General features: G+C 44.8%; 21 protein-coding genes. 7 read left to right on the forward strand and 14 right to left on the reverse strand.

The annotated features are described in order from the left end of the window. Positions 1 to 399: 399 nt before the first annotated feature. Both X939_RS0118145 and X939_RS23210 read left to right on the forward strand, forming a co-directional pair. Positions 400 to 3,354, forward strand: coding sequence for an Ig-like domain-containing protein (locus X939_RS0118145; RefSeq protein WP_025764704.1), 2,955 nt, complete (start codon positions 400 to 402; stop codon positions 3,352 to 3,354). 19 nt (positions 3,355 to 3,373) lie between these two features. Continuing rightward, complete coding sequence (locus X939_RS23210; RefSeq protein WP_084299553.1) at positions 3,374 to 4,396, forward strand: T9SS type A sorting domain-containing protein; 1,023 nt, start codon at positions 3,374 to 3,376, stop codon at positions 4,394 to 4,396. Positions 4,397 to 4,479: 83 nt separating this feature from the next. On the opposite strand, the gene X939_RS0118155 is transcribed toward X939_RS23210, so the two are convergent. The 4 genes from X939_RS0118155 to X939_RS0118170 form a co-directional block, all read right to left on the reverse strand. Beyond that, positions 4,480 to 5,469 (reverse strand): NAD(P)H-quinone oxidoreductase, encoded by a 990-nt coding sequence (locus X939_RS0118155; protein WP_310588076.1) that lies wholly within the window; start codon positions 5,467 to 5,469, stop codon positions 4,480 to 4,482. A 33-nt stretch (positions 5,470 to 5,502) separates the two neighbouring features. After that, positions 5,503 to 5,871 carry a YccF domain-containing protein gene (locus tag X939_RS0118160; RefSeq protein ID WP_025764707.1) on the reverse strand — a complete coding sequence of 123 codons (369 nt, stop codon included), beginning with the start codon at positions 5,869 to 5,871 and terminating at the stop codon, positions 5,503 to 5,505. Positions 5,872 to 5,962: 91 nt separating this feature from the next. After that, positions 5,963 to 6,589, reverse strand: a complete 627-nt coding sequence (locus X939_RS0118165; RefSeq protein ID WP_025764708.1) for a pseudouridine synthase — start codon at positions 6,587 to 6,589, stop codon at positions 5,963 to 5,965. A gap of 47 nt (positions 6,590 to 6,636) precedes the next feature. Further along, positions 6,637 to 7,704: a DUF3500 domain-containing protein gene (locus tag X939_RS0118170; RefSeq protein ID WP_229236098.1), complete on the reverse strand. Its 1,068-nt coding sequence runs from the start codon at positions 7,702 to 7,704 to the stop codon at positions 6,637 to 6,639. 216 nt (positions 7,705 to 7,920) lie between these two features. Between X939_RS0118170 and X939_RS0118180 the strand changes: the two genes are divergently transcribed. Then, positions 7,921 to 8,145 carry a CDGSH iron-sulfur domain-containing protein gene (locus X939_RS0118180; protein WP_025764711.1) on the forward strand — a complete coding sequence of 75 codons (225 nt, stop codon included), beginning with the start codon at positions 7,921 to 7,923 and terminating at the stop codon, positions 8,143 to 8,145. 134 nt (positions 8,146 to 8,279) lie between these two features. Next, positions 8,280 to 9,173, forward strand: coding sequence for an alpha/beta hydrolase (locus X939_RS0118185; RefSeq protein WP_025764712.1), 894 nt, complete (start codon positions 8,280 to 8,282; stop codon positions 9,171 to 9,173). On the opposite strand, the gene X939_RS0118190 is transcribed toward X939_RS0118185, so the two are convergent. The 6 genes from X939_RS0118190 to X939_RS0118215 form a co-directional block, all read right to left on the reverse strand. After that, complete coding sequence (locus X939_RS0118190) at positions 9,153 to 10,361, reverse strand: NAD(P)/FAD-dependent oxidoreductase (RefSeq protein WP_025764713.1); 1,209 nt, start codon at positions 10,359 to 10,361, stop codon at positions 9,153 to 9,155. The two genes, X939_RS0118185 and X939_RS0118190, sit on opposite strands and share 21 nt — an antisense overlap. A gap of 55 nt (positions 10,362 to 10,416) precedes the next feature. Next, positions 10,417 to 11,082 (reverse strand): ligase-associated DNA damage response endonuclease PdeM, encoded by a 666-nt coding sequence (gene pdeM, locus X939_RS0118195; RefSeq protein ID WP_025764714.1) that lies wholly within the window; start codon positions 11,080 to 11,082, stop codon positions 10,417 to 10,419. After that, on the reverse strand, positions 11,072 to 13,534 hold the full coding sequence (locus X939_RS0118200; protein WP_025764715.1) for a ligase-associated DNA damage response DEXH box helicase: 2,463 nt from the start codon (positions 13,532 to 13,534) through the stop codon (positions 11,072 to 11,074). Before X939_RS0118200 ends, pdeM begins: the two co-directional genes overlap by 11 nt. 27 nt (positions 13,535 to 13,561) lie before the next feature. Further along, complete coding sequence (locus X939_RS0118205) at positions 13,562 to 14,164, reverse strand: carboxymuconolactone decarboxylase family protein (protein WP_025764716.1); 603 nt, start codon at positions 14,162 to 14,164, stop codon at positions 13,562 to 13,564. 26 nt (positions 14,165 to 14,190) lie between these two features. Further along, entirely contained in the window at positions 14,191 to 15,420 is a 1,230-nt protein-coding gene (locus X939_RS0118210) for a bifunctional alpha/beta hydrolase/OsmC family protein (RefSeq protein ID WP_025764717.1), read from the reverse strand. Positions 15,421 to 15,620: 200 nt separating this feature from the next. Beyond that, positions 15,621 to 16,904 carry a hypothetical protein gene (locus X939_RS0118215; protein ID WP_025764718.1) on the reverse strand — a complete coding sequence of 428 codons (1,284 nt, stop codon included), beginning with the start codon at positions 16,902 to 16,904 and terminating at the stop codon, positions 15,621 to 15,623. 237 nt (positions 16,905 to 17,141) lie between these two features. Here X939_RS0118215 and X939_RS0118225 point away from each other — a divergent pair, with 237 nt between their 5' ends. From X939_RS0118225 to X939_RS0118235, 3 genes are all read left to right on the forward strand, one after another. Further along, the gene (locus tag X939_RS0118225) at positions 17,142 to 18,359 is read left to right on the forward strand and encodes a DegT/DnrJ/EryC1/StrS family aminotransferase (RefSeq protein ID WP_044199993.1); all 1,218 of its coding nucleotides are present in this window, start codon (positions 17,142 to 17,144) and stop codon (positions 18,357 to 18,359) included. A 164-nt stretch (positions 18,360 to 18,523) separates the two neighbouring features. Beyond that, positions 18,524 to 19,831, forward strand: coding sequence for a DUF2254 domain-containing protein (locus X939_RS0118230; RefSeq protein WP_025764720.1), 1,308 nt, complete (start codon positions 18,524 to 18,526; stop codon positions 19,829 to 19,831). A 96-nt stretch (positions 19,832 to 19,927) separates the two neighbouring features. Continuing rightward, positions 19,928 to 20,494, forward strand: a complete 567-nt coding sequence (locus X939_RS0118235; RefSeq protein ID WP_025764721.1) for a pentapeptide repeat-containing protein — start codon at positions 19,928 to 19,930, stop codon at positions 20,492 to 20,494. Between the two features lie 137 nt (positions 20,495 to 20,631). On the opposite strand, the gene X939_RS0118245 is transcribed toward X939_RS0118235, so the two are convergent. The 4 genes from X939_RS0118245 to X939_RS0118260 are packed head-to-tail and all read right to left on the reverse strand — an operon-like array spanning position 20,632 to position 26,018. Further along, the gene (locus tag X939_RS0118245; RefSeq protein ID WP_025764722.1) at positions 20,632 to 21,480 is read right to left on the reverse strand and encodes a glycerophosphodiester phosphodiesterase family protein; all 849 of its coding nucleotides are present in this window, start codon (positions 21,478 to 21,480) and stop codon (positions 20,632 to 20,634) included. Positions 21,481 to 21,507: 27 nt separating this feature from the next. After that, positions 21,508 to 23,295 carry a purple acid phosphatase family protein gene (locus X939_RS0118250; protein WP_229236099.1) on the reverse strand — a complete coding sequence of 596 codons (1,788 nt, stop codon included), beginning with the start codon at positions 23,293 to 23,295 and terminating at the stop codon, positions 21,508 to 21,510. 53 nt (positions 23,296 to 23,348) lie between these two features. Next, on the reverse strand, positions 23,349 to 24,710 hold the full coding sequence (locus X939_RS0118255) for a PhoPQ-activated pathogenicity-related family protein (protein WP_025764724.1): 1,362 nt from the start codon (positions 24,708 to 24,710) through the stop codon (positions 23,349 to 23,351). Positions 24,711 to 24,737: 27 nt separating this feature from the next. Then, positions 24,738 to 26,018, reverse strand: a complete 1,281-nt coding sequence (locus X939_RS0118260; RefSeq protein WP_025764725.1) for a hypothetical protein — start codon at positions 26,016 to 26,018, stop codon at positions 24,738 to 24,740. Between the last annotated feature and the right edge of the window lie 65 nt (positions 26,019 to 26,083).

Below are 26,083 nucleotides of genomic sequence, written 5' to 3' on the forward strand. Positions count from 1 at the left end.
AACTGATGGAAACGACTAATTAAATTGACTTACATTTATAAATAGTTCACGATAAAATTTGATCTACAGAAAAATATATTTAGCAGCTTAGAGGTATTATATTCTATAAGTAGTGTAGTATATTTATTAAAACCCAATCACAATATTTTTTGTATATTGAGATCATATAGCCAAAACCTGCCGAAATAAATGGAATAATTCGTCAGAATCTAACACAAAAACAAATTGCCATGGAACAGCGTACAGGGTTTTCCAGGAATCCTTTGAATCAAAGATTAAGCATTTGCCTACCGCTCAGTAACACTACTTGAAAAATGAAATTAAAGATTTGAGTAATCACTAAATGAACAAAACACAACTATTTTTATGAACCATTCATCTACTAAAATCTTCAGCAAAATGCTGAAAAGGCCACGAACACTTGCCATGCTATTCATAGCATTTCTCTTTTTAGGAAATTTAAATCTGCAGGCACAAAGCAGTAATGCCCCTGCGAATACATTTTCACCACTGATAACGAATACCTATTCCAATCTGACCGTTACTTCTTCAACGGTACTCGGTTCAGACGAATTTTCTAATAAGAACCGCTTAATAGATGCGAATCTCGAAAACGCCTCGACTTGGGGATATGCCATAGCATCGAGTGCTTGGATTAGCGTTAAAGACAATAATGCAACGGGTTCCAATGTATATCCTGCAGGAAGCTATGCCGGATTTGTTTTAAGCAATGATGATATTGCCGTTTTTGGGAATAGTAGCATCAAAACATATTTAAATGGTACCTTGCAGGAGGATAAAGACGCTGCCTCTCTGATATCCCTTGGACTATTGGGGGGAGGTGCCGCAAAACTCGGCTTTTTTACCAGCAAACCCTTTAATGAAATAAGATATGATGCCTCGGCTGTTGGTATTGGTACAAAAACGGTTTATTATGCTGAAGTTAAAAGATTTGCTAAAGGACCGGGTTTAAATTGCAACGAACCTACAGCACTTACCAGCCCGGCTCATCCATTGAAAGTAGAAACTAGCCTTTCAACTACCTGTCTGGTATGTTCATTTACGAATACGAACGCGGTCATAGATAATGATGCTAATACTGCCGCAACCTTGTCGACGACCGCAGCAGTGGCCGGTTCAGCCTCCCTTACTGTAACCAATCCAATCGACAGTTTGCCCCTAAACACCTTTGCTGGCTTCGATATCGAATCGAATTCGCTGCTCTCTCTGGACGTCTTAAGCGGGATACAAATTACCTTACTTAATAATGGGGCTGTTGTGCAAACGAGCCCTGCCAATCTAGTATTAGCCGGAGTGAGCAGCCTTTTGGTAACAGACCCCTCCAGACAACGCATAGGTATCGTATCAAATACTACTTTTGATGCAGTAAAAATTACCTTCGACCTTCCTCTTAGCGTTAACCTGGGCTCGGTTAAAATTTACGGGTTAGTGGTAGAGAAACTTTGTGCTGCTACCTTGGCATGTAACAAAACTTATGACTGGGGACCATCCACCTTCCCAACCATTATTAACAGCCAGGCGACAGGTGTCACAGGATTAGCCTCGGTGGGAGGAACTGTGGCTAATCCTTGGAACGTAATCAATGGAGTAGATAGCGATTTCGCTACCCTGTCTACTACGGTAGGAGTAGGTGGTGCGGTGACGCTGGCCGTGCTGGATCCACTGAGCACCTATCCCATTGGTACTACCGCAGGTTTTGCCATCGATATCCCTTCCGGCATTCTAAAACTGAACCTTTTTAATAATCTTTCTTTAAAAACCTATTTGGATGGTGTGCTGCAAGAAACCATTCAAAATTCCCAGCTTCTCGAGCTCTCATTATTGGCCAACCTGACTGGAGGAAGTCCGAACGAACCTTATAATATTGGATTTGTAGCGCAAAAACCCTTCGACGAACTTCGTATCACGGTTAACTCCCTAGCATCTTTACTCAATTCCGTCAGGGTATATTCAGCCTTTATTGACACCCGCACCATTCTGGGAGCTGGCGGCCTTGTCTGCCTCAATACCTTACCCGATTTTAATGTTACTTACCCCGGAATTGCCACTACGGGCAGGGTAAACACCAATGATGTAATAACAGGCACAGTTACCTACGGAATCCCTATGCCCACCATTGGCAATCCGTCAGGAGCGAGTATTACTATGAATCCAGACGGCTCCTACACTTTTAATGGTACTGCACCCGGTGTCTATAAATATCAGGTTCCCGTTTGCCTTACCGGCCAAACGAGTGATTGCGCGACGGAATCACTTAGAATATCGGTTCTGGACAAAGACAATAATACCAACCTACCTGCTGCCAACCCTGATTACGCCTATGCCAAGGGAGCTCCCAGCAGTCCCTCGTCTATCATGGTTAAAATCGGGACAAACGACGGACCGGGAAATATTGGAGGAACCCTGGCCACCCCTACCATTTCGGTGCAGCCTGTCAACGGCACTGCTTCCATAGACGGTAGTGGCAATATGGTTTACACCCCCAATCCAGGATTTTATGGCACTGACATCATAACCTACCAGGTATGTGAAAGTCCATCCTTACTCTGTACAACTACAACGGTACAAGTGAGTGTATTAGCTCCCGGAGTCTCTGACATGGTAGCAGCCGCCGATGACTATGTCACCGTGGGCATGAACAAGACCCTTACCAGAACTGAGATCACAGGCGTATTAAGCAATGACAACGGCCCAACCGGTGAGACCTTAACAGTGGTTCCTCAAAATACAAACATTCCTGGAGTAGGCACGCTCAACCTATTGGCGAATGGCAGCTATACCTTTACGCCAGAGCCTGGTTATTTCGGTCCGGCGAACTTTACCTACCAGACCTGTGCGACTGGATCTGACTGTTCCAGTGCCACCTTATATATTTTGGTGCAGGCCCTGCCAGATCTGACTCCCGCTCAGTTATTTTCCGGATCTCAGCTCAAGATCAACAATTTGAACACGTTACAATATGTTGTAGCCATTAGCAATGTTGGAAATGCATCGACAGGATCGACCATTACCTTCACCGTCAGTAAGTTTCCGAGTGGATCCGGCATTACTCTGACCCCCGCTCTTCTTACAAGCTACACGATATACGGTACGTCCTATGCTTTAGATAACAGCGATTTTAATATAGTAGATATGGGTACAGAATATGTTATCACCTCCAAAACACCTACTGTGAAGATACCAGCTCAAGAGGTAAAATATGTAGGCTTCCTTATAGGCCGAATTGGTGGGACTGCAGAAACTTTGATGAATACTGTCAACATTCCCGATGGCTCAGGTGGTGAATCCTCCATTGTGAATAACGTGATAATCAATCCTGTCACCAAACTCTAATCTCAAAACCACGCATATCATGAAAAAAGCACTTATATTTTCCTTAATGCTGGCAGGTTTCACCCCCTGTCTGGCTCAGTCCGTAGATTTGGAACTTGCTTCCATCTCCACTACACCGACAAGCATCCCGGCTGGTAGCCAGGGTATCATCGATTTGAACTTCAAACAGAATGGACCTGACGCATTGCCCGCCAATGCAGCTAGAATATCCGTATCTATCAATACCAATGTTGTCCGATATACCAGCCCCCTTTCCATAACCGATAATTGCGGAAACTTATGGAGTATTACGAATGACACAGATTCGGCCTCAGGACAGATTCTGATCAGTAACAGTGCCCCTATTCCAAATGCCTCCAACTGCATCCTTACCATACCGGTAGAAGGGGTTGTAGAGGAGCAAGCTGTTGTCACCGTTGCTTCTACCATATTATCCCCAAGTGTCTCGGATAGGGATGGTACCAACCAAGGAACTTTTAAGAATTTCCAGGTAGGAACCCCCCTTCCGGTAAGGTTAGCATCCTTTGAGGTGCGAAGGGAAGGTAGTACAGCGCTATTGAATTGGGCCACCACAGAAGAGTCCAATAGTTCTTATTTTGAAGTTCAACATAGTGCAGATGCCAAAACCTGGAGCAAGCTGGGACAAGTAAACAGCAAAGGAGAAGGTGTTATGGCAAGAAATTACAGTTTCAACCATCCAAATACAGTAGACGGAGAAAACTTCTACAGGTTAAAAATGGTGGACCGTGATGCCACTTTCGCCTTCAGTCGTATACGCAATATTAAGTTCGAAAAAGATGCTACGCGTATTACACTCTCCCCAAATCCGGCATCTGAACTTCTGAAAGTAGACACCCCGGACTGGAGTCTGGTGAAGTCTCTGCAGATAGTGGATTTCAACGGCCGATCTATATACCGCACTAGCACCCCACCTAGTGAAAACCAGGTCTCCGTGAAAAATCTGTCTACGGGAATGTACCTGCTCCGGATTACCCATAACGATGGGCAAACTTCCGTCCATAAATTTATGGTCAATCGATAATACACTTCCATTTTTCAAAAAGGCTCTGAATCGTTGATTCAGAGCCTTTTTACTTTTTTCCTGATAACCAATTTTCAATCAGATTAATGGCTAAAGCCTGGAATTGTCAGTATTACCTTACCGATATGCTGACTTTCCTCTAGAATCTGATGGGCTTCTTGGGCTGCTGACAGGGGTAAATCCTGAAAAATGATAGGCTTAAACTTTCCCGAAATCAATAAAGGCCAGACGTTGGCAATTATTTCCTGGGTTAGCTGAGTTTTAAAGATATTGGAGCGGTTCCTTAAAGTACTTCCGCTGATATGTAGCCTTCTTCTCATAACAAGCCCAAAGTCGATCTCAGCCTTGCTACCCTGCATGGTATTAATAAAAATTAAACGGCCTTCTTCATTTAGCAGGGACAAATTTTTAGAAATATAGTCTCCTCCCACCATGTCTAGAATTACATCGATCTCCTCTTTACCAAGTTCGGATACAAAGTCTTGTTTCTTATAATCTAGACAGCGAATAGCACCTAAATCTTCGCAGGCAGCACATTTTACGGGATTTCCTGCTGTGGCGTACACTTTTGCACCGAGGGCAGTTGCGAGCTGAATGGCAGTTATCCCGATACCACTGCTCCCTCCATGAACCAACAGACCTTCTCCCGCCTTCAGTCTACCTCTCTGAAAGACATTATGCCAGACCGTAAAAACGGTCTCTGGCAAAGAGGCCGCTTCGATATAAGACCATCCCTGGGGTATCTCCAGACAATGGCCCGCCTCTGCCAGCACATGAGTAGCATAGCCTCCTCCAACAACAAGGGCACAAACCTTCTTATCTGAAAGTTGTGGATCCACATCTGCGCCTAGGGCTTCAATTATACCAGCGACTTCCAATCCGGGAATATCCTGAGGAGCCCAAGCCGGAGGGGGATAATTACCCTTACGCTGATAAATATCGGGACGATTTACACCTGCTGCCGCTACCCGAATTCTGACCTGCCCGGGGCCGGGTTCCGGAATTCCCCTGGTTTCTAATCTGAAGGACTTCCTACTGCCATCCCCTACTAGGGCCATTGCCTGCATACTCATTTCCGATGTTTATATTTGGTTTATGGAACATGATCAGTAAAACTCTTTGCCAAAAGGAGCAAAAGAAAGACGCATTAATTTAAAATGCTGCTGGGCGAAGGGCAGGCCGATAATGGTAATTGCCAAAAGAATACCGAAAAAAAGATGTGTGAGAGCGATCCAAAAGCCGGCGACCACGATCCAAATGATGTTGAAGACCAAAGAAAGGCAGCCACTCGCCTGAGGTGCCTCCCGGACTTGCTGGCCAAATGGAAGCAAGGTAAAAAGACCAATTTTAAAACATTGCAGCCCAAACGGAATGCCTACGATGGTAAGGCATAACAAAAGACCTCCGATCATATATTCCACAAAAACGGCGAATCCGCCGAAAATCAACCAAATGATATTGCCAATTAAATTCATATTGCTAAAAAATTAAGATTAAAATCCTTAAGACTATTTCAAAGTAATTTTTTCGTAAAAATGGAACACAAACACCCCTTCAGGATCCCCATTATGAGGGTAATTCCAGTTTAAGTTTGGTATAGAAATCTGCCTCAGTGAGTTCTGCCACCTCACCTGGCTTTAAGTTACCCAAGGTTAGATCCTCGATTGCCACTCTGATAAGTCTTCTGCAAGGATGCCCTGCTGCACGTACCATCTTTCGGATCTGTCTGAATTTCCCTTCTGCATTGGAAATCAGTAGCCAGGTATAAGGCCCATAGTGTTTTACCGGCTCAAACTGCGCATATAAACTTTCTGGATGCTCTACCCGGCTTACCTCGCAGGGAAGCGTTTTGTAATAGGTAGGGCCTTCTACCAGAATATCTATCCCCGTACTTAAGATGGCAATGGTCTGTTCAGTAACTTCACCTTTCACTTGCACCATATACTTTCTTTGGTGACTTACCGGTCCGTTAAATAGCAAACGGGTAATCCGCTGATCGGTAGTCAGGAGAAGTAATCCTTCAGAGTCGTTATCCAGGCGCCCTATGGCATGCGTTCCTTCTGGAAATTCAAAGGATAAGGTACCTAATAAATTTACCGTATCGTTGCTCTTAAATTGCGAGACCATATTTTGCGGTTTATTCAATACGAAATATCGAAATGGGCCTATATTCTTTTTTCTTTCTTCTGACATACGGAAATATAGTGCAAATAAACCAATCTCGGCGGGCTTTGGAAAATTTACTCTTTTATATGGTCCATCTTATAATGTTGTGACAAAAGGTCATCTCCAAAATCATTTTCCAAATCGCGGACCACGGTATGTATATGATTTGCATCGTTTTGGGTATTATCAAACTCAATCAAAAAACCCGGCCCGTGAATCCTATAATAATGCCCTTTATCACTACCCATCAGGGGTTGCTGGTCGCCCATCCAAGCAAAATAGATATTTGCCAAGCCCTGCGCTTCTAGCTTATTCCATTGCTGGTTGGCCAAGGTGATATGATAGCGATTGAGATATTCCTTGATCAGGGTAGTCAAAATTTTACGCTGTGCAGGGGCAAGCGCCTGATAGGAGACTCCTTCGAACCTAGCCAGAGAGGCTTTCCTACCATTGCCTGTTAGGATGTCGTAAGGCGATTTGACAGACAAAATCGCTTGTTTAAGTTGAGCGGGTTTGAGGCTATGAAGCAGTTCAAAAGCAAGAGATTGCTCATCGGCCAGTACTACCCTGTTTTTCTGTGGCATTTGCGCCAGCACTTTCCCCGGATTACTTCCCATAAAACCCGGCGTAAAGGCTATTTCCTGTCCTATAATGGTAAAATGTACAGACAGATGGTGTCCTTCGACTCTCCAGGCCCATGGGTTAGCTCCAGGCTCGCCAAATATCATAAAAGAATAATTTTCCGGATCCCGGCGAAGGTCATTCGGCGGGCGATTTTCGACAATCCGTAGTACATTTTCAAGATCTATAATTTCCTTTGTTTTCCTATATCCTTCTGAACTTAACAGGGATTGAACCATGGCCAATGCCTTTTCTCTTTGCACTCTGTTCATCTGTTTAAGCGCTAACCCCTTTCGCTCTCTGGGCACAAAGTGCCAGTCAAAACGCAAAGGGCTTTCAAAGTCGACTATAGCGATCTCACGTTGCTCAGAATTCAAGGTTTTGACAAAGGCATCCGCCGAAATGCGTAAGGAGGTAACCAGTGAAGATTGATGCTGACTTACCTGGCCAAATGCGGCTGAAACAGTACACATGAATCCGGCAGTGGAAACAAAAAGAGCCTTAAAGCAGAAAATCTTCATGATTTATTACTTCTATATATTTGACATTCAATATAAAAAGCATCCTGGAAAGATTCTTACCGCTATGGCACGCAATTTTATTTACTTCCGAGAACAGCTTGTGTTTACCATGGGGCAGACCCCGGGATCGTATAAGGTACCTTGAATGATCCTAAATAAGCATTTACAGATTACCGAAAGGATGTGATGACTATATTTGCAACTTAAATTTTAGATATGTCAAAAGTAAAATTAACCGTAAATAACAACGGATCGCTTAAAGTAGATGGCGATTTCGAGATAGTAGACCCAAAGGGCAATGCCTATAACCTTCAAGGTCGTACTGTAGTATCCATTTGTCGTTGTGGCCTCTCGGCTAACAAGCCATTTTGTGACGGCTCACACAAAGGTCATTTCGAACATGATGCAATCGCATTCGATTTACCTCCCAAAAAAGTATAATTAAATGGGTGATGAGGTCCGTATGCTCGCCAGGTTTTTATTGAGAAATAGCCTCACGAACATACGGACCAATGATCTGTAATGGCATCCTCGTCGTATGTAACACTTTGCGCCATCCACATATCTTCTTTTCTGTGAAATCTATTAATCCCTATTTACCAGTTCTAAAATCCTTTTCTCTTCTTTTTATTCTATTCGGTCTGTCCGCCTGTTCGCTTCTCACTACCAAGCGGTCCAGAAATATTCAGTATATGGAATCTCTGAGTCTGGACATTTACAAAAAACGATTTAATAAAAAATCAGAGCCGGTATGGTTGTTTATTCATGGCGGGAACTGGAATTCAGGAAATAAGAATCAGTACAACCTGATGGGGCGCAATATGGCAGCCAAAGGAATGGTAGCCGTTATCATCGACTATACCCTGAGCCCCGAGGCGAATTATAAGCAAATGGCCTTTGAGTCGGCGAAATCAGTGGCATGGGTGAAAAATAATATCAAGAAATATGGGGGAGACCCCGACAGAATATTTGTTTCCGGACACTCTGCTGGCGGCCATCTGGCCTCCTTGATTTCCACTGACAACGGCTACTTCGATTCGCTGGGTATGCCGAATCCCATCAAAGGAACGATCCTTATAGATGCAGCGGGACTGAATATGTATGGGTATCTCCAGAAAGAAAAGCCCGGTAAAGGGGATAGTTACGCCCACACATTTGGCCTGCAGGAAACCGTATGGAAGGATGCGTCTCCTCTGTTTCACTTAAATAGAAGCACCCCTCCGATGATGCTCCTTATAGGCGAAGAAACCTACCCTTCCATCGTTGCCAGTACCGAAGACTTTAAGGTTGGATTGAAAAAATTCGCTCCCGAGACGCCTATTATTGTTCAACGCAACAAGAAACACATTCCTATGGTTTTGCAGTTTTTCAATCCCTTCAACAAGCAAATTCGGAGAATTGGTAATTTTATTGATAATACAGAAGGCAGGTCAATATCCTCTTCATCCTCAACGATCGAAGCCAAATAGATGTGCACCCGCACTCTTTTTGGTTTTCAACAGATCCCTAATGATTTCGGCAGCCAGCACACTAAACAGGATCCCATTTCCACCAAATCCTAAGGCAAAAAAAGTATCGGGGTGCTCTGCTACTGAACCGATATAGGGAAGACCATCCTTTGTTTCAGCGAAAGTCCCACACCAGTTATAGTCGGTAACGAAGGGCAGCTCTGGAAACAACCCCTGGGCGTCGCTTTCAAGCTGGCGGGTTTTCTTCGCTAGGAGTTTATCGCGTTTTACGGCACTGCTAAACATTTCGTCCTTTCCCCCGATTAGCATCCGGTTATCACTTGTTGTGCGCATGTAAAGGTATGGACGGGCACTTTCCCAGAGAAGCGCATTTTCATACCATAATGGCTCATCAGAGGCAAAGGGCTTACTGATAATGGCATAGGAAGAATGCAACCGAACGATAGGTTTTGAAATATAATTTTGTGATTCATAGCCACTGGCCACCACCAATTTTTTCGCTTTTAGCTCCAGGCCATCTTCCATAATTAACTTGACCCCAGATTTCTGGTGAACAATTTCCTGAACCTTAACGGTATCGTATACCTGGGCGCCCTTTCCAATACAATACTGGAATATGGCATGGGCCAACTGGTACGCATCCACCTGGGCTCCGTCATGAGAAAGTATCGCTGCCGATTGCGGGAAGTGTGGAAAATGCTTTCCCAATTCCCCCTGATCCCACCAGTCTACATCAATACCAATCTTTTTTCTGGCTTCGTATTCCTTTTTCAAGTCTCCTACTTCCTTTTTATAAGTGGCGTAATAAAGACTTTTCTTCAGTTCAAATTCAATGTCGCCCCCCAACTTTTTCACAATTTGCTGAACTTTACCAATGGCCTCCACACAGAGCAGGTAACTCCTTTTAGCATTTTCGGCACCTACCATTTCGGTCAGATCCACGAGCATGGTATCTATTTCATACTGCAGTAGGGCTGTACTTCCTGAAGTACTACCCATGCCCACATGCCGTTTTTCGAGTACGGTAACCTGAAATCCTGCTTCGGTAAGATACCAGGTGAGCAGTGCTCCTGTAATCCCTCCTCCCATGATTACTATATCGTGAGAGCCGCCCTCTTTCAGGGCCGGATAGGCAAAAGAAAATCCATTTTTATAAAACCACCAGGGTTGACCGCTTAATAAATCCATAAGATTTGATTTGAGGAAAGTTGAAGACGCTGACAAATTCAAAAAGTCGTACCATTCATATTTTGGTTTTACTCATTGGATTAGGAACCTCTAGAATCATTTCATTGGCCAGCATAAAAATACGTCGATCTGGAAGCCAGCCGACCTTGTATCCACCTGTAAAAACTCCGAAACTAGGTAAGATGGCTTGAAAGGGGTCTATTACAAAACAGGGGGATCGAAAAGTCTGACGCCCCTTTCCTGCTAATACATAAACGGGATGAATATGCCCACAAAAGACATACTGCGTATTTTGTGCCTCATCTCTGGGATGATGGCAAAATAGAAAAGGCCCTTCCTGATATTCTTCCCTATAAACAATTAGCGCCGCGTCCTGGTAATGATGCTGGGCAAGGCTGTCATGATTGCCAAGCACAATCAGTATCGAAACCGAAGGGTAGCCTCGCCTCCAAGCCACAAATTCTTCCCATTCCCGATTATAGCGACTATGGAAAAGATCTCCTAGGAGAATGATGCGCCTGGCCTTTGTTTTCTGCATGAGCCTGTCGAGGACGATAAAATTTTCTGCCGCTGCCCCATTAGGGATAGCGATTCCTTCATTTCGAAAGTGTGTAACCTTTCCTAAATGTAAATCACCAATCAGAAGGGTCTGGGTATCTTCCCAGAATATGGCCCGGTCGGCCAGAAGTTGAAACGAATGATTCTTTAATTTAATCTGCATTACTGTATTGTGCGAGCATCTTTTGAATACGATCCTCTAATTTTTCTGATGTTAGTTGTTCTCTGAGCCGATCTACCATAATAGGGAAAGCAAATGGCGAAGGTTTGCTGGTTTTTATTATACGAATCTGTTGCTGTGATATTCTCCCTAGCGCTTCACGCATCCTTTCTTCTTCCAGCTGATAGGTAAAGACCTCCTGATAGGCTTGTTTTACCAAAAGATTATGATCTTCATATTTGGACATAACCGTAAATAGCAATGAAGCTGAGGCTTGCAGATGCTTGGCCTTCTGATGCTTACCAGGATAACCCTGAAACATCAAGCCTGCTATGGCGGCTATTTCCCTAAATTTTCTTTTAGCCATTTCCGTGGCGTTCACGCTATGGTATATATCATCGACAAGATTGTCTTCGGAAAACAGATCTATCTCCCCCAAAATTCCATCTAGGTCTACCGAGCGGTCGCTAAGCATTTCAAAACCATAGTCGTTCATAGCCACAGAAAAGCCAATGGGCATCAGGCGGCTAAGTCTATAGGCTAGCAAAATGGACATACCCTCATGAACCAGTCGCCCCTCGAAGGGAAACACGAAGATATGGTAGCCCTCTTTGGTCGCACATTGCTCGATCAGTAGCGTATCCATATTGGGAATAATCGAGCGTTGCGCCTGCAGTTGCAACAGCGGTTGAAGTCGATCCAGCTCTTTTTCTTGACCAGGGTTTTCCAATGCCTCTGCCAGCCTTTTTCTTATAAAAGTTGACAGCTGAGAGGACAAGGGCATGCGTCCTCCCGCCCAACGGACGAGCTGGCCTTTATTGCTCGAAGATTTCTTTACGGTGACGGTCATTTCGTGTAGGCGCACGAAGGCTACAGACATCCCACCAAAGAAAAATACATCTCCCGGTTTTAGCCGTGAAACAAACGACTCTTCAATGCTACCCAGATATTTCCCCTGCTGCATTTTGACCTTTAACGAAGTTTCCGAAACGATGGTCCCCATGCTAAGGCGATGCCGCATAGCCACTTTCCTGCTCAACACCTTGTATCGTCCCTCTATACGTTCCACTTTCTTAAATTCATCGTATACTTGTAAGGAGGGACTGCCCGTGCTAATATAGCCCAATAGCCACTCCCATTCGGCTCGTTCGAGATACTGGTATGCATAGGTTTTTTTTATCTCCTGAAAGAGTGCCTCCTCCTCAAATCCTTCTCCTACCGCCAGGGTCAGCAACCATTGGGCTAGCACGTCGTAGGCATGCATTACAGGAGGCCTGTCTTCCAAAATATTTTTATCGACTCCATCTCTCAGGGAAACCGCTTCGATTAGTTCCAAGGCGTTGGTAGGACAAAAGTAAATAACACTCTGTGCCCCGGGTTGGTGACCACTCCTACCCGCTCTCTGGATAAAACGAGCGATACTTTTAGGACTCCCTACCTGTATCACAGTCTCTACTGGCCTGAAGTCCACCCCTAAATCAAGGCTCGAAGTGCAAATCACCAATTTCAACCTTGCCTGATGTAAGGCATCTTCCACCCAATCTCGAATTTCTCTGTCTAATGAGCCGTGATGGAGTGCCATTATCCCGGCAAATTCAGGATACTTTTCTATGATGGTCCGGTACCAAACCTCGGTTTGAGACCTTGTATTTGTAAAAATCAGGGTAGTTTTACTCTTCCTAACAATGTCTATTACGCTATCGACAAGCCTGATGCCCATATAACCACTCCAGGGTAAATTTTCGATTTTGCTGGGAATAATACTCCTGACGGCCAGTTTTTTCTTGCTCTTAGCCTTTATCAGTTCTGCTTCCTCCAGTGGAGCTCCTACGCCTAGCAGCACCTGTCGGGCTTGGTCTAAGTTACCAATCGTGGCCGAAATTCCCCACGTTTGCAAATCCGGGTTAATGCTACGAAGCCGGGCTAAGGCCAGTTCGGTTTGGGTACCACGCTTGGTAGACATCAGCTCATGCCATTCGTCGATGACTACGGTATGTACATGGCGAAAAATCTGTTCAGAATTTTTTTGAGAAAAAAGGATATGCAGACTTTCCGGTGTGATAATCAATGCATCGGGCATCCGAGTCCGTTGTTGCTGCCGATCTTTATAGGTGGTATCGCCAGTGCGGATGCCCACGTCCCAAAGGAGATTCATCTCCAGGCATACCAGCTCCATATTTCGATGTAGATCACGCGATAGGGCCCGAAGAGGGGTAATCCACAACACCTGAAGCCCCTTCCCTGCCTTGGCTCCGGGATGCGCCACCGAGTCGATATGCCTGATGAGAATAGGTAGCCATAAGGCATAAGTCTTTCCACTACCGGTGGGAGCATTTACCATACCGCTCTTTCCCGCCAGATAGGCTTTAGCCGCCTTCTTTTGGAAGTCTGCCCATACCCAGTTTTTAGTTTTAAACCACTGTTTAATCAGTTCTTGCCCCTGCTGTTTTTTCAAAAGCGTAATTGTTATTATAAAACCAGTTCAATCGTATCGGTGTTTCCCTACCGTCCAACCCTTCACTGCCAAAAATGTCTGGCCAGATTCTATGGCTCCTTCTTCCATTTCCGTGCCCATGGAATCGTTCCATCGATTGAGAAAACCAAAGAGTGCTATTACTCCAAGCATTTCAACAATTTCTCCCTCATCCCAATAAGTACGTAAATTTTGTGCAATGGCATCGTCTACGGCGTTGGGTACTGATGCCGAGGCCACCGCAAAATCCAAGGCTGCTTTCTCAGCCTCTGAAAAGGCATCACTGGTCTGATATTCCCAAACTTGCTCCAGTTGGCTCTGCTCCGCTCCATAGCGTTCTGCAGCGCGGATCGTATGTGCCTGACAGTAGCGGCATCCCGTTACATGACTGGTAACGTAGCCGATCAGGCGCTTTAAAGCGCTGGTCACACGACCCTGATTCTCCATTACAGCCTTATTCATCTCGATAAAAGCATACGCAATTTTAGGGCGAATGTGCATAGTTTTTACACTGTTGGGACAGAAGCCCAGGGTCTCATCATAAAAAGCTATTAATTTTTGAAGATCCATATCGTCGGGATCCTCTTTGGGAGCTACCAGCGGTTGTTGCATGTCAATATGTTAAAATTCTTATGATATTAATCCTCAGCTTTTATTAACTCGGAGTCAAAAGCAACCTGATTCTCTAAGGTTTTGTGGACGGGGCATTTGGAGGCTATCTCTACGAGTCTCAATCGTTGGGATTCATCCAAATCACCTACAAATTTCAATTTCTTGGTGATATGATCCAAAAAACCAGCGGGTTCATTCCCCTCATTCAGATCATCTTTATGCTTTTTATCATGAGTAACATATACAAAAATCTCTTCCAAGGCCCATTTCTTTCGTTCGGCATATAGTTTTACCGTCATAGCTGTGCATGCTGCTAAACCAGCAACAACGAAATCGTAGGGTGAAGGCCCGAAATCGTCTCCGCCTACCGATGCGGGTTCATCGGCCAGCAGGGCGTGTGCAGCGGTTTGCATATTGGTGGTAAAATTATTTTCTTGTAAATTCAGGTGGGCAACCAGCTGTTCGCCTTCGGTGCTCAGCATCTGATTGGTCTGTTGAGGAATGTAACGGTTTACCCACATGCCAATCATGTCTCCCACATAGGTGCTATCTTCTTTCTTAGATAATAGATGGTCGGCACCATCCAGAGAAATATAGCTTTTAGGGTGATGCGCCAGCTCATAGATCTGCTGGGCATTTTCTATTCCTACCGTTTTATCGAAAGGGGCATGTAGGATTAATAATGGTTTCCGAAGCTTACCAATTACTTCCTCCATATTGGCTTCTTCTAATTCTTTTATAAATCGCCCATTAATATGAAAAGGCCGACCACCTATGGATACTGTAGCTTCCTCATCCTCGTCCAAATCCTGTAGCTGATCGGTAAAAAGATGTTTTACGTGATCGGCTCGAGCGGGAGCTCCAATAGTGGCAATGGCTTCAACTTCCTTCAGCTGACTAGCGGCCACTAATACGGCCGCCCCACCCAATGAATGCCCCACCAATAATTTGGGAGCCTGGTAATGGTCTTTCAGATACTGGTGCACATCCAACAAATCGCTTACATTAGCTGAAAAATGGCTTTCAGAAAAGGCTCCGCTACTCTTTCCTAATCCTGTAAAGTCGAAGCGGACAACACCAAACCCATGATTGGTAAGTGAGCGACTAATGTCTCTAACGGCATTAAAATTACTATTACAGGTAAAACAGTGGGCAAAAATTGCGATATGGTTGGGTTTCTGGTTGGCAGGCAATTCCAGATAGGCATTTAAAGAATGCCCTCTCCTATTCTTGATAACGATATTTTCGCTTTTCATTCTACTTTGGGTTAAGTTTTCAATCGATGGAATGTAACCAGGCTTGCAAACAATATGCCTTCCCTCTCCAATGTAAGTAATTTTGACAAAATTGACTGCGCCAACAGTAAATGTTCAGTCCCATAAACAACCAAGGACTGAATGAAGAAAGCGCTGTCCATCTAGGAGAAACAGCGCCGTAACCGAAATTCAAAGTCAAATTAAAATCTGTCGTGGGCATTTGGAAGCTCATCATGAGTCTGAATAGCCACGGCGGCAAAAAGGGCAATTACCACCAGAATAAATATCAGATTTATGGCCCACCGAGTCCAATTAAACCCCCTTGAACTAAAGTCCGGATAAAATCGGTCGATCAAAAAACCTATCACCATCATATTAAGGATATAGAGGTACTGTTCAATACGATAAACACTCAGGAAGGCACCGGTTATTAGTATGCTTAAGACGGTATAGACCCCCAGATTGCTGAAGAAGAATATCTTTAAATCTTCGTATTTCAAATGCAGATCAGTTTTATTTTTCTTTATAAGGAAATAATAAAACCAGTAGGCGGTGGAGCCTAGAATAAGAACGGCAGCCATCCACTGTATTTTCAGTGCCAAGGCCGATGCGTCGGTCAATGGCGACAGTTCAGTTACCATTTTAGAAAGTCGTTCGCTGCCAAAGGACTGTTCCCATATCAGGAAGGGAATAATTAATACGAGTATTGCCAGGGGAACAATCAATTTACTGCGATCTACCTTTGTGGTTATCTGGGGCCATGGCGTTGTAAAAGTACCATAAGCCATACCCAGTCCTCCAAAAAAGCCTATGGAATACTCCATCACGTTCCAGAAATTAAATTGAATTCCCGACTCTCTACTGATGACCTGAATGAAATTTCCAAAAGAAAATCCGAAGCCCGCACCCAGTCCCGCAAAAATAGCGACTCTTAAAGCCCCTTTGTGACCGTTTCGCAGCATATACCAAAATAAGGCTATAGCCATTCCCAGACAAGCAGCCCATGCTTCGGAGCGTGGTGGGGTCATTAGCCAGCCAAGTTGTTCAATCAAAAAATAATAAAATATAATAGCGCCTGTTGTCATTTCTACAATCACCTGAGACCAGGACACTCGATGTTCGGGATTATCGGAAAGCACCAGGCCGAACATCCCTCCTCCAATCAATCCGAAAAGAGCTCCTATGACGAACAGCATCCCTAAACCATAATAGGCATTTAGAAAAGAAGAGGAATGACCATAACCGACCACCATGCCATAACTAATGATGCCTCCCACGCCCCAACCTATGGCTGAGGCAAGAGACAGTTGAAGAGCTTTCGCATACCAGTCGGCCCTTTTGGCTAGGAGCACCACCGCCAGCCCCCCTATTCCCCCAGCCCAAGCCGCTCCCTGCTCATGACCAAACTGCCCCCTGATCGCCCAGGCTGTTGCCAAAGACATCCCTACTACTATCATTGCTAACCAGGATCGTTGATTCATCATTAATAAATATTAAAGTGATTAAAGAGGATTATAGACAGCGGACCAATGCCGGAGACTTTACTTTCAATACGTCTCCATTTCCTAAAAAGGCTATTGTACTACTATAGAGAGAGGTATGAACGGTGCATAATTAAATACCTGGTTATGAGAGGCAGAGCCCAATAGGGCAGGATCAATAGTCCTATCTTTCAAAAACACCGTAATATTTATTAGAACTTTCACCCTATTAACACCCATATGCTCAGCAACCTTGCCATAAACGGAGGTCCCAAAGAGGTCACTACACCATTTAGCTGGCCCATTTTCGACGCACAAGAAATAAAAGCCGTTGCCGAGGTGGTGGCCAGTGGCCAATGGGGCAATCCAGATTGCACCGGATTGGTAGCCAAATTTGAAGAAGAGTTTGCTGCCTATTGCGGAAGTAAATATGCCGTTTCCTGTGTCAATGGCTCCGTTTCGCTAAGGCTTGCCCTAATCGCCTGTGGGGTTAAGCCCGGTGATGAAGTCATTGTTCCTCCCTATACCTTCATTGCCACCGCATCGGTGGTGATAGAGTGCAACTGTGTCCCCATTTTCGTCGACATTGATCCAGAAACTTATAATCTGGACTACCGGTTGATTGAAGCAGCCATTACTCCTCGCACCAAGGCCATCATACCGGTACATTTCGGTGGACAAGCCTGCCAGATGGATGAAATCATGACCCTTGCCGGTAAATATAACCTCAAGGTGATCGAAGATGCGGCCCATGCACATGGAGCGTCCTATAAAGGAAGTAAACTTGGTTCTATAGGCCATGCGGGCAGCTTTAGCTTCCAGTCGTCCAAAAACCTCACCTCAGGTGAAGGTGGCATGGTGGTAACCAACGATGAAAACCTGTATGCCACCATACGCTCGCTGCGCAATGTGGGCCGTATCGATGGGGGCCAGTGGTATGAACATTATAATCCCGGCTGCAATTACCGCATTACTCCAATGCAAGCTACTTTGCTCTCCTTACAACTGCGAAGCTTAGAGGCACAGACATTGAAACGAAATGAAAACGGACTATTACTCAGTCAACTTCTCGCTGACGTGGACGGTATTTCGCCGCTGACCAGAGGACATGGAGAAAACCTGCACAGTTACCATATTTTTATTTTTAAATATGATCCTGAGTTTTTCGGAGGTACCCCAAAAAATCGTTTTGTAGAAATGTTGGGAGCAGAAGGGGTGCCTTGTTTCAAAGGTTACCCGGAGCCGCTTTATAAACAGCCCCTCTTTCAAAACAAGAATTTTATGTGTTACGCTATTCCAGAAACTGCGGACTACAGCCAGACCTATTGCCCAGAGGCTGAAAAGGCCTGCTATCAAGATGCAGTGTGGATATTACAACATGGTATGTTAGGAGAAGCAGAGGACATCGGGGCGTTCGCTAGGGCCATTGTCAAAATACAAAAGGCCCTGACTGCCTAGAGAGGCTGAACCTTGCCAAGGTACTATCCGTAAGTTTTTAGGGAGTACTCCGAATTATTCGTACCTTTTCCACTGTCAATCTTTTGGCTTTTGAGTTCCAGGAGGTTGCCATTGGAGCGGGATTTGTAGGAATAATTTTTCAAAACAAGGAGCCAGTCGAAACCATGAAAACAAAGATCAGATATTTTTTGGATGCCTTACAATCCAGCTTTTGGTTCCTACCCTTGGTAATCATATTTGCCGCTATGGGAATGGCCTTTCTCTTGTTATTTGTGGATGGCCAATGGTCCTATATGCCAACTTCCGGACTGATCTGGTTTATTCTTTCGGGCGGTGCAGAGTCGGCCCGAACCGTACTCTCAACCATTGCCAGTGCCATGCTCGGTATGGCAACCACCGTGTTTTCCATTACTCTGGTGGTCCTTACCCTGGCCTCTTCACAGTTTGGGCCTCGCCTTCTGCGCAACTTTATGTATGACCGGCTCAACCAGGTAGTCCTAGGCACCTTCATCGCTACCTTCGTATTCTGTCTGATAGTGCTGAAAGCCGTTCACTCGGAGAGCGATTATCTGTTTGTCCCCAATCTATCTATTCTATTTGCAGAACTTCTCACCATCGGCAATGTCATCCTGCTGATCATTTTTATACACCATACCTCAGTCAGCATTCAAGCCGACAAGGTAATATCGGATATCAGTCAGCAATTAGTTAAGGCCGTTCGCAAGGAGCTGCCCAACAACGATCAGAAGATGGTATTTAGCGAACAAAAAAATTTCGAACAAGCAAAAGAAACATACTTATACCGAAAAACAGTTCGTAACGAGAAAAACGGTTATCTACAGGCCATCGATTATGACTCCCTTGTTGATTTTGCAGAGGATCATGGTCTAATGCTGGAAATGCATTATCGTCCTGGAGATTTTTTAATTGCTGGAGTTACCTTGGCATTGATTAATGGACATAAACCGGTGACTGAAAATGAGTCCGATGCAGTAATCGATTCGCTTATTATAGGAAAAATAAGGAGTCCAGCCCAAGATGTTGAATTTGCCATCCATCAGCTGGTAGAGATAGCGGCACGGGCCCTTTCGCCGGGCGTCAACGATCCCTACACTGCCCTGACCTGTATCGATCAGCTGACGGTACCCCTTTCCTATATGGCCCAAATTCACTTCCCTCAAGGCTATCTGTATGATTCAAAAGAGGTGGTTCGAGTGAGTACCAAAAGATTATCCTTCGATGGAGCCATGGATGCGGCCTATAACCTCATCAGGCAATACGGCACGGGTAGCCCCACCATTCTGATTCGACTTATGGAGCGCTTCTACACCATGTACCTGCTAACCGAAGACAAAAGCCATAAACAAACCATCCTGCGCCACGCTAAAATGGTCCATCAAGCCGGCAAAGACTCCATCACCGAGGCCAATGACCTGCACGATTTGCAGGAACGGTTTGGAAGGTTCGAATAGGGGGGGGGAATAAAGCAAGGCACAGTTATTAGCGGTGTCTAATTTTGCTCGATAATGAAAGATTTCCGTTCTTGAGAAACGAACTTATATCTTGCTATGACCTATTTCGAAGACCTGGACTTTAACGACAAGAATTTCACGACTGAACCGCTTACGAAGGGGGAATATGAAACCTGCAGCTTTACCAACTGTGACTTCTCTGAATGCAACCTGTCGGGCTATACCTTTGCCGACTGTACTTTTGAAGGCTGCAACCTTACGATGGCCCATCTGGCCAAGACCTCTTTGAAATGGGTCCAATTCCGGGAGTGCAAGTTGCTAGGCCTGCATTTTGAAGTTTGCAACCCTTTTCTGCTGTCGCTTTCGTTTCAGGGCTGTATGCTGAACTTGTCGTCTTTTTATGGTTTAAACTTAAAAAAAACGGATTTCAATCTCTGTTCATTACAGGAAGCGGACTTTACAGGTGCCGATTTGACAGCCGCTAGCTTTACCGGCAGCGACCTTCGTAATGCTATTTTCGAACAAAGCATCCTGGAAAAATGCGATTTCCGTTCCGCTGAAAACTTTCAGATCAATCCAGACCGGAACCGTGTTAAAAAGGCCCGGTTCTCCCGCTCCAATTTAATAGGATTGCTGCAACACCACGATTTGAAAATTGATTAATGCTATCAATTATACCTGGCGTTAAATCCGCCCTGTAAACCCAATAATTTTAGACTTTACAGTCTGGGTAATTCCAATACTATTTTTTTTGGACCCTCTGGCAGCAAAGAAAAACTCTTTCTGCCAGAGGCCTGCTATTACCAATGCAGCTGCCTAGCCTTTAAGGCCTTCATCAATTTTTCAGGTTCATCGGTCTGGATAATATTTGCTCCGTTTTCGGTAAGCGTATCAATCACCTTATTTACGTCGCCCTTTCTAATCTCTTCGTCCAACTTACCTAAGGCATTGATCCAGATTCGGGCGTGATTGCCCTTTATCAGCTGACCCACCTGAGGACTGTCAAACTTACTGTCGATATGTACCACTTCGGGGCTAAAGAGTTGGATAGCGGAATCGGCCATGGCTTCGTTATAGGCTCGGGGCATTATCATAAACTGCTCGTCGGCTTCATCGATCATTTGAAGCACTTCATAATCACTGTCGAAAAAGAAAACGATATCTCGGGTGCCTGTCTTACGTATCACCGCTATCACCTCTTCCATCCGATCCGTTTTAAGGTCAAGGTCTACCAGGATATTCCCTTTGGCAGCCAGCAAAGCCTCCTCCAATGTAGGTATTTTCTCATTGGTGAGTTTGTCCTGTGCTTTCAGTCGCAACTTCCGTAGATCCTCAAAGTTTTGTTCTTCCAAATCTCCAGTACCATTGGTCGTTCGATCGATCGTTCCATCATGCATCAGCATGGGCACTCCGTCCTTGCTAACCTTCACGTCGATTTCAAGAATATCTATACCCAATCGAATACCTTCTAAAATAGCAGGAATAGAATTTTCGGGTGCCTCGTGATGCACAGCCCTATGGGAGGCTACCAATATCGAACTGGAGTTTGCATTTAGAAATTCCTCTCTGATTTTATCGACATTATTTTGAGCCTGAACAGGAAGGAAATACAGTCCCAACGATAGGGATAATAGAATTGATTTAAACATTTTAAGATGATTTTCAGAATATACTTTTTACTTTTTGATTACAAGCTGGTCCTTAACATTTCCATCTGGATCCATGGCACGGTAAGTCAGCGTATTTCCTTTGATTGCCATATGCTGATAAAGCGGCCCATCGGGGTAACGCACTACGGCATAGTCCTCATCGAGCCATTCATCCTGCTTACCTGGAATGCTGATCGACATCAAATAAATTGTTCCCTGAGAAGGGTTGGCCGCCACTTGGTTGTTAAACATGGGCTTGGTACGTAAATAGTAATGCATATGACCACTCATCACCATATCGACATGGTATTTATCGAATAAGCTGCACCATTTCTCACGAATTTCGTCATAAGGCTCTACGAAGTTATAAGGAGGAAAATGAAACATAGCGAACTTCCAGGTCGCTTTAGAGTTCTTAAGTTTTTCCTCAATCCAGGCCGTTTGCTCGTCTACGGGTTGTGTCCCGTCAATTTGTAAGTAGAGCGCATTTTGATATTCGAGCGCATAGGTCACCTCTTTGGGTACTCCAACTGGTCCATTTTCGGGAAGACTAAAAAGCTCCTCGTACATCCACGAACCCAGACCATCCTGACTATCATGGTTACCTGGCACGGGCATAAGGGGTTTGTACTGAAAAACATTCCCTGAATTTTTCCAGAATTCATCCCATTCGTTTCGGTGCAAACCTGTACTTACCAAGTCTCCTGCAATGGAGTAGAAAGCCACTTCAGGATGACGCTTATGCACTTTCTGGATCATATCGCCCCAGACGGGGGAATAGTGCGTGTCCCCGAACCAGACGTAAGAAAAACCGGCTTCAACATCGGGCTCGGTAGAAAACGTAGCCACTTCCGACCATTTCCCATTGACACTTCCAGCACGATAATGATAGGTTTTCCCTGGATGCAGATCTTTTAGTTTGGCAGTGAAACGATGAACATATCGATCATTTTGTAATAGCCGATCTTCCATTTTAAATAAACTCGCTTCCGTTTGCAAGGTATCCTGCTGCCCTTCGATCCAGTAGCGCAGCATTCCAGCCGGCACTTTGTCATTGGTTCTCCATTGAATATTCATAGTGGTAGTGGGATCGCCACTCCAGGTCTGCAAGAGCTGATCGGGCATCTCACTGGAAACGCTCACCGTATTCCGGAAAGCACCTACCAGGTGCGCTTCTCGTGCCCTCCCCCTTACGGTGGTAAAAAGCATTTGTCCTTCCAGAGAAGGGGGAACTTCTTCCAGGATTAGACTATCCCAGTCGTGATAGGTAAATGCTCCTTTCCGCATCACTTCTATACTATACTTTTCTGGCACTACCTGAGAAATCTCCAAACGCTCGGAGGGGTCCTTTGGTCCAATGCATATAAAATAAACGGGGCGGTGCTTATCGAAACCGTTGATTCCTAACCTGACAGGACCTTTGTCAAAATCTTTTTGCCAGACTTCGTAAGTGCTATGCTCATTGGTTACAACCATTTCGGTACGTTTGAAACCAGCACGCTCCAGCCAGAAAGGAACTACTTTCTGTTCCTTGTCCCGCATTAAAGATACAGTAACTGGGACATTTACTTCAAATGTTTGGTATCCGGTGGACAGTACCTCCCGGTCTTCCTGGCTAAGATATTCCACAATAAAATCTTGACCAATAGTATCCAGTTGGGCAGGAGTGAAATCATTATAAAATCTGGTCACCACTTCATCAATCACATTTTTTACCGATCTCGATGAGGAGTTCTGGGATGGCTTGCAGCTTGGTACTGCGAGTGATAATAAGGCCAGAACATAAAATAGTTTTGCTGGTTGTATCGTTTTCAATGGCTTTTGGAGCATTTCTTTAATTCAAATTAATGGGTTATTGTTTAATTGGTTTAGAGTAGCTGTTTTTCTTTGGCAAGAAATACTCTCGTACTTTCTGTATAGGTCTGCCCATTGACATCCCTATATTTCAGATCTACATAAAATGCCTTAAAACCAGAACTAGGAAAGGCTTCATGAACTATAACCTTCGATTTATTATTAATATCCAAGCTTTTGCTGGTCCAGGTATCATTGCGCATATCCTGGTCAGGCGAGGTCGCAGTCCATACAATCACATCTACGAGTTTGTCTGCCGTCGTGTTGATATTGAGCTGAACGCCTTTGCTGGTAACCGAATGCGTCCAGTCGCATTGATTATACGGGGTACTGGTGAGGGTAGCTCCAAAGAAAGAACCTAGAGCCTCTATGGCCTGTTTACCTCCATTGAGATCGTGTCCTGCATTCGGCACATAATGAAGCATATTCTGACCCGGTATATCCTTCAGGTAATTTTTAATATTGTCTACAACCCAATATTCGTCGTTGGTACCCATAAAAATCATTTTAGGCATCGTCAACTTTTTACGATACGAATAGGGGTCGATCATCGTCGTTAAGGCCTTGCCATCGGCACTTCCTGTCGACTGAGGTATGCCAAGTTTTACATAATCCTCGATCTGAATACTATAGTCTCCCCATGACTTCATCTGATAGTCTAAGCTAATGGGCATGTTCAACACATCGATTACCATGGGCGCTATAGCCACCACCCGCTTATCGCTGGCACCCGTTAGCCAGGTCGTCCAGCCACGTTTTGAGGCACCAGAAACTACAAATCGTTTTATGGAATGATTCAAATTTTGGCCTGCAAACTCCTGTAACGCATCCATCCCTCTCACCGCACTTTTGACCATGGGGAATAATAAAGGCCAGCTATAGTCTTTATCTTTCTTAAAGTTATGAAGGGTATACGATATCAAGGCATCTTCGGTCAGCCCATCAAAATTGGGCTGGTTGGGTGTCTGGCGAAGTTGGGCTACTATGGCTTTGTTCGTTTGAGCCACCTGAGCCAGACCATTAACCAATTTATCATTCCTAGGGTCGGACCAATCTGGCACACCATCCTTATTTTTCCCTCCGGTAATAAATAGAAGCGCACCATCATGTTGAATTTTATCTGGTACGATTACGGTCAATTGATGCGTCCAGGTAAACTCCCGCCACTTCTGAGAGGTCAAATGCAGATTGTAAATGGTAACATCTTTTAGTTTAAATGAATCTTTTAAGGTCCATTCAAATGATTGGTCCCCATTTTCCAAATAGCTTTCCAATGCTGTTTCGGGAGTAATGGTCTTTTGGGCAAAGCCCGTCACACACGAAGCCAGGAAAAAGCCTATGATAAAAAGCAAGTGGTTGGTTCTCGTATTTTTCATTTTTTAAAAAAGGTTTGGGTTTCTTGTTTATTTGGGCAATTGGTCCGGCATTGGTGCATCTGCAATCATCTTTAGCACTTCAGCCATATATATTTCAGCAGTATTCTCCCCCAGACTCGTTCGGCTGACATAGTCATAACGTTTAAAACTGTTAAAATCGACCTTGGTAAGCATATATCCAAAAGCATCGTTGGTGAGGCCCAGGAGGAAAGCATGTGGACTTTTCATTTTTCTCTTAAGGTAGAAACCAATGTTGGGCAGGGCCTCCCCGGGAATAGAGAGGATTTGTGCCGTGCCGATATTGAGCAGATTCACCTGGCTACTAATCATTCCAGGCTTTGGCAAATTGTATTTCAGTGGCGATTTGCTAAGAATATATTGCATCAAAGGGGAGTCGATGGGAAAGTCGACACGTCGCGCTCCGATGAATAATCCTGGATCGGATTGTAATGGTGCCTGATCTATGATGCGCAAGGCTTCATCGGCCAACAGATTTCCTATTCTGGTACACTCCAAATAGTCATTTTCTTCACCTCCACCATCTTTTCTATTATCGGCCGTAACCATGCCACCCTGAGCACCGTTCATAAAGACGGCTATGCCGCCTACCTTCTCTTCTATACGAGCATAAAGCGGGCCACATAAATCGGGGCTCAGGATTCCCCTTCCCGCTCCAATAACCTCTGGATGCACGGCATAATTGACCAAGGTGGCGATTACCTTTTGTTGATCCGCCCCTTGAAGGCCTATTGCCTGAATAACGCCACATCGGGGATCGTATAGTGCATCTGCGTAGTAGTTATAGGCGATTTTGCCCTTGGCCTCACCTACTGCAATGCGGAGGGCGGCTGGCTGGGCATTTTCTATGGCTTCATTTACCGCCTCTGCTATCTGTTTGACACAAAATTCTATATAGGATAAGTCGGCCGATACATTTCCTTTGTCATCGGGGAAACCATAGGCATCTGGCGCACTGTGTGTATGTGTGGCTCCTATCAGAATATTTTCTGGAAGAATTCTGGATATCAACTTTCGGGACCGGTCTCCCAATGCCGCTGGCCAGCCCAGGTTATCAATGCTAACGATGGCTATGGAGAGGCTACCTTTAATCAGAACCATAGCGCGAACGAAAAGGTCCCCTTTCTGCATAGTGGCCGGAGATGGGTTGCCTACTCCACCAGAAACGGGCAACAGTGGTTTCGGGGTAATGGTCCGAACGGAAGCGCCCACCTTGAGTTGCTGCCCTGCTGCCAGTTGTGCGGATATACCCAGCAAGACAAACATCCAAATCAATCGGATTTTATGCATCTGAAAATGGTATAATTTAAGTGATTCCTAAAACGACTGAGGCTGCTTCGGTTAAGAGCAGCCTC

The sequence above is a fragment of the Dyadobacter tibetensis Y620-1 genome (assembly GCF_000566685.1).
Lineage (GTDB): Bacteria > Bacteroidota > Bacteroidia > Cytophagales > Spirosomataceae > Dyadobacter > Dyadobacter tibetensis.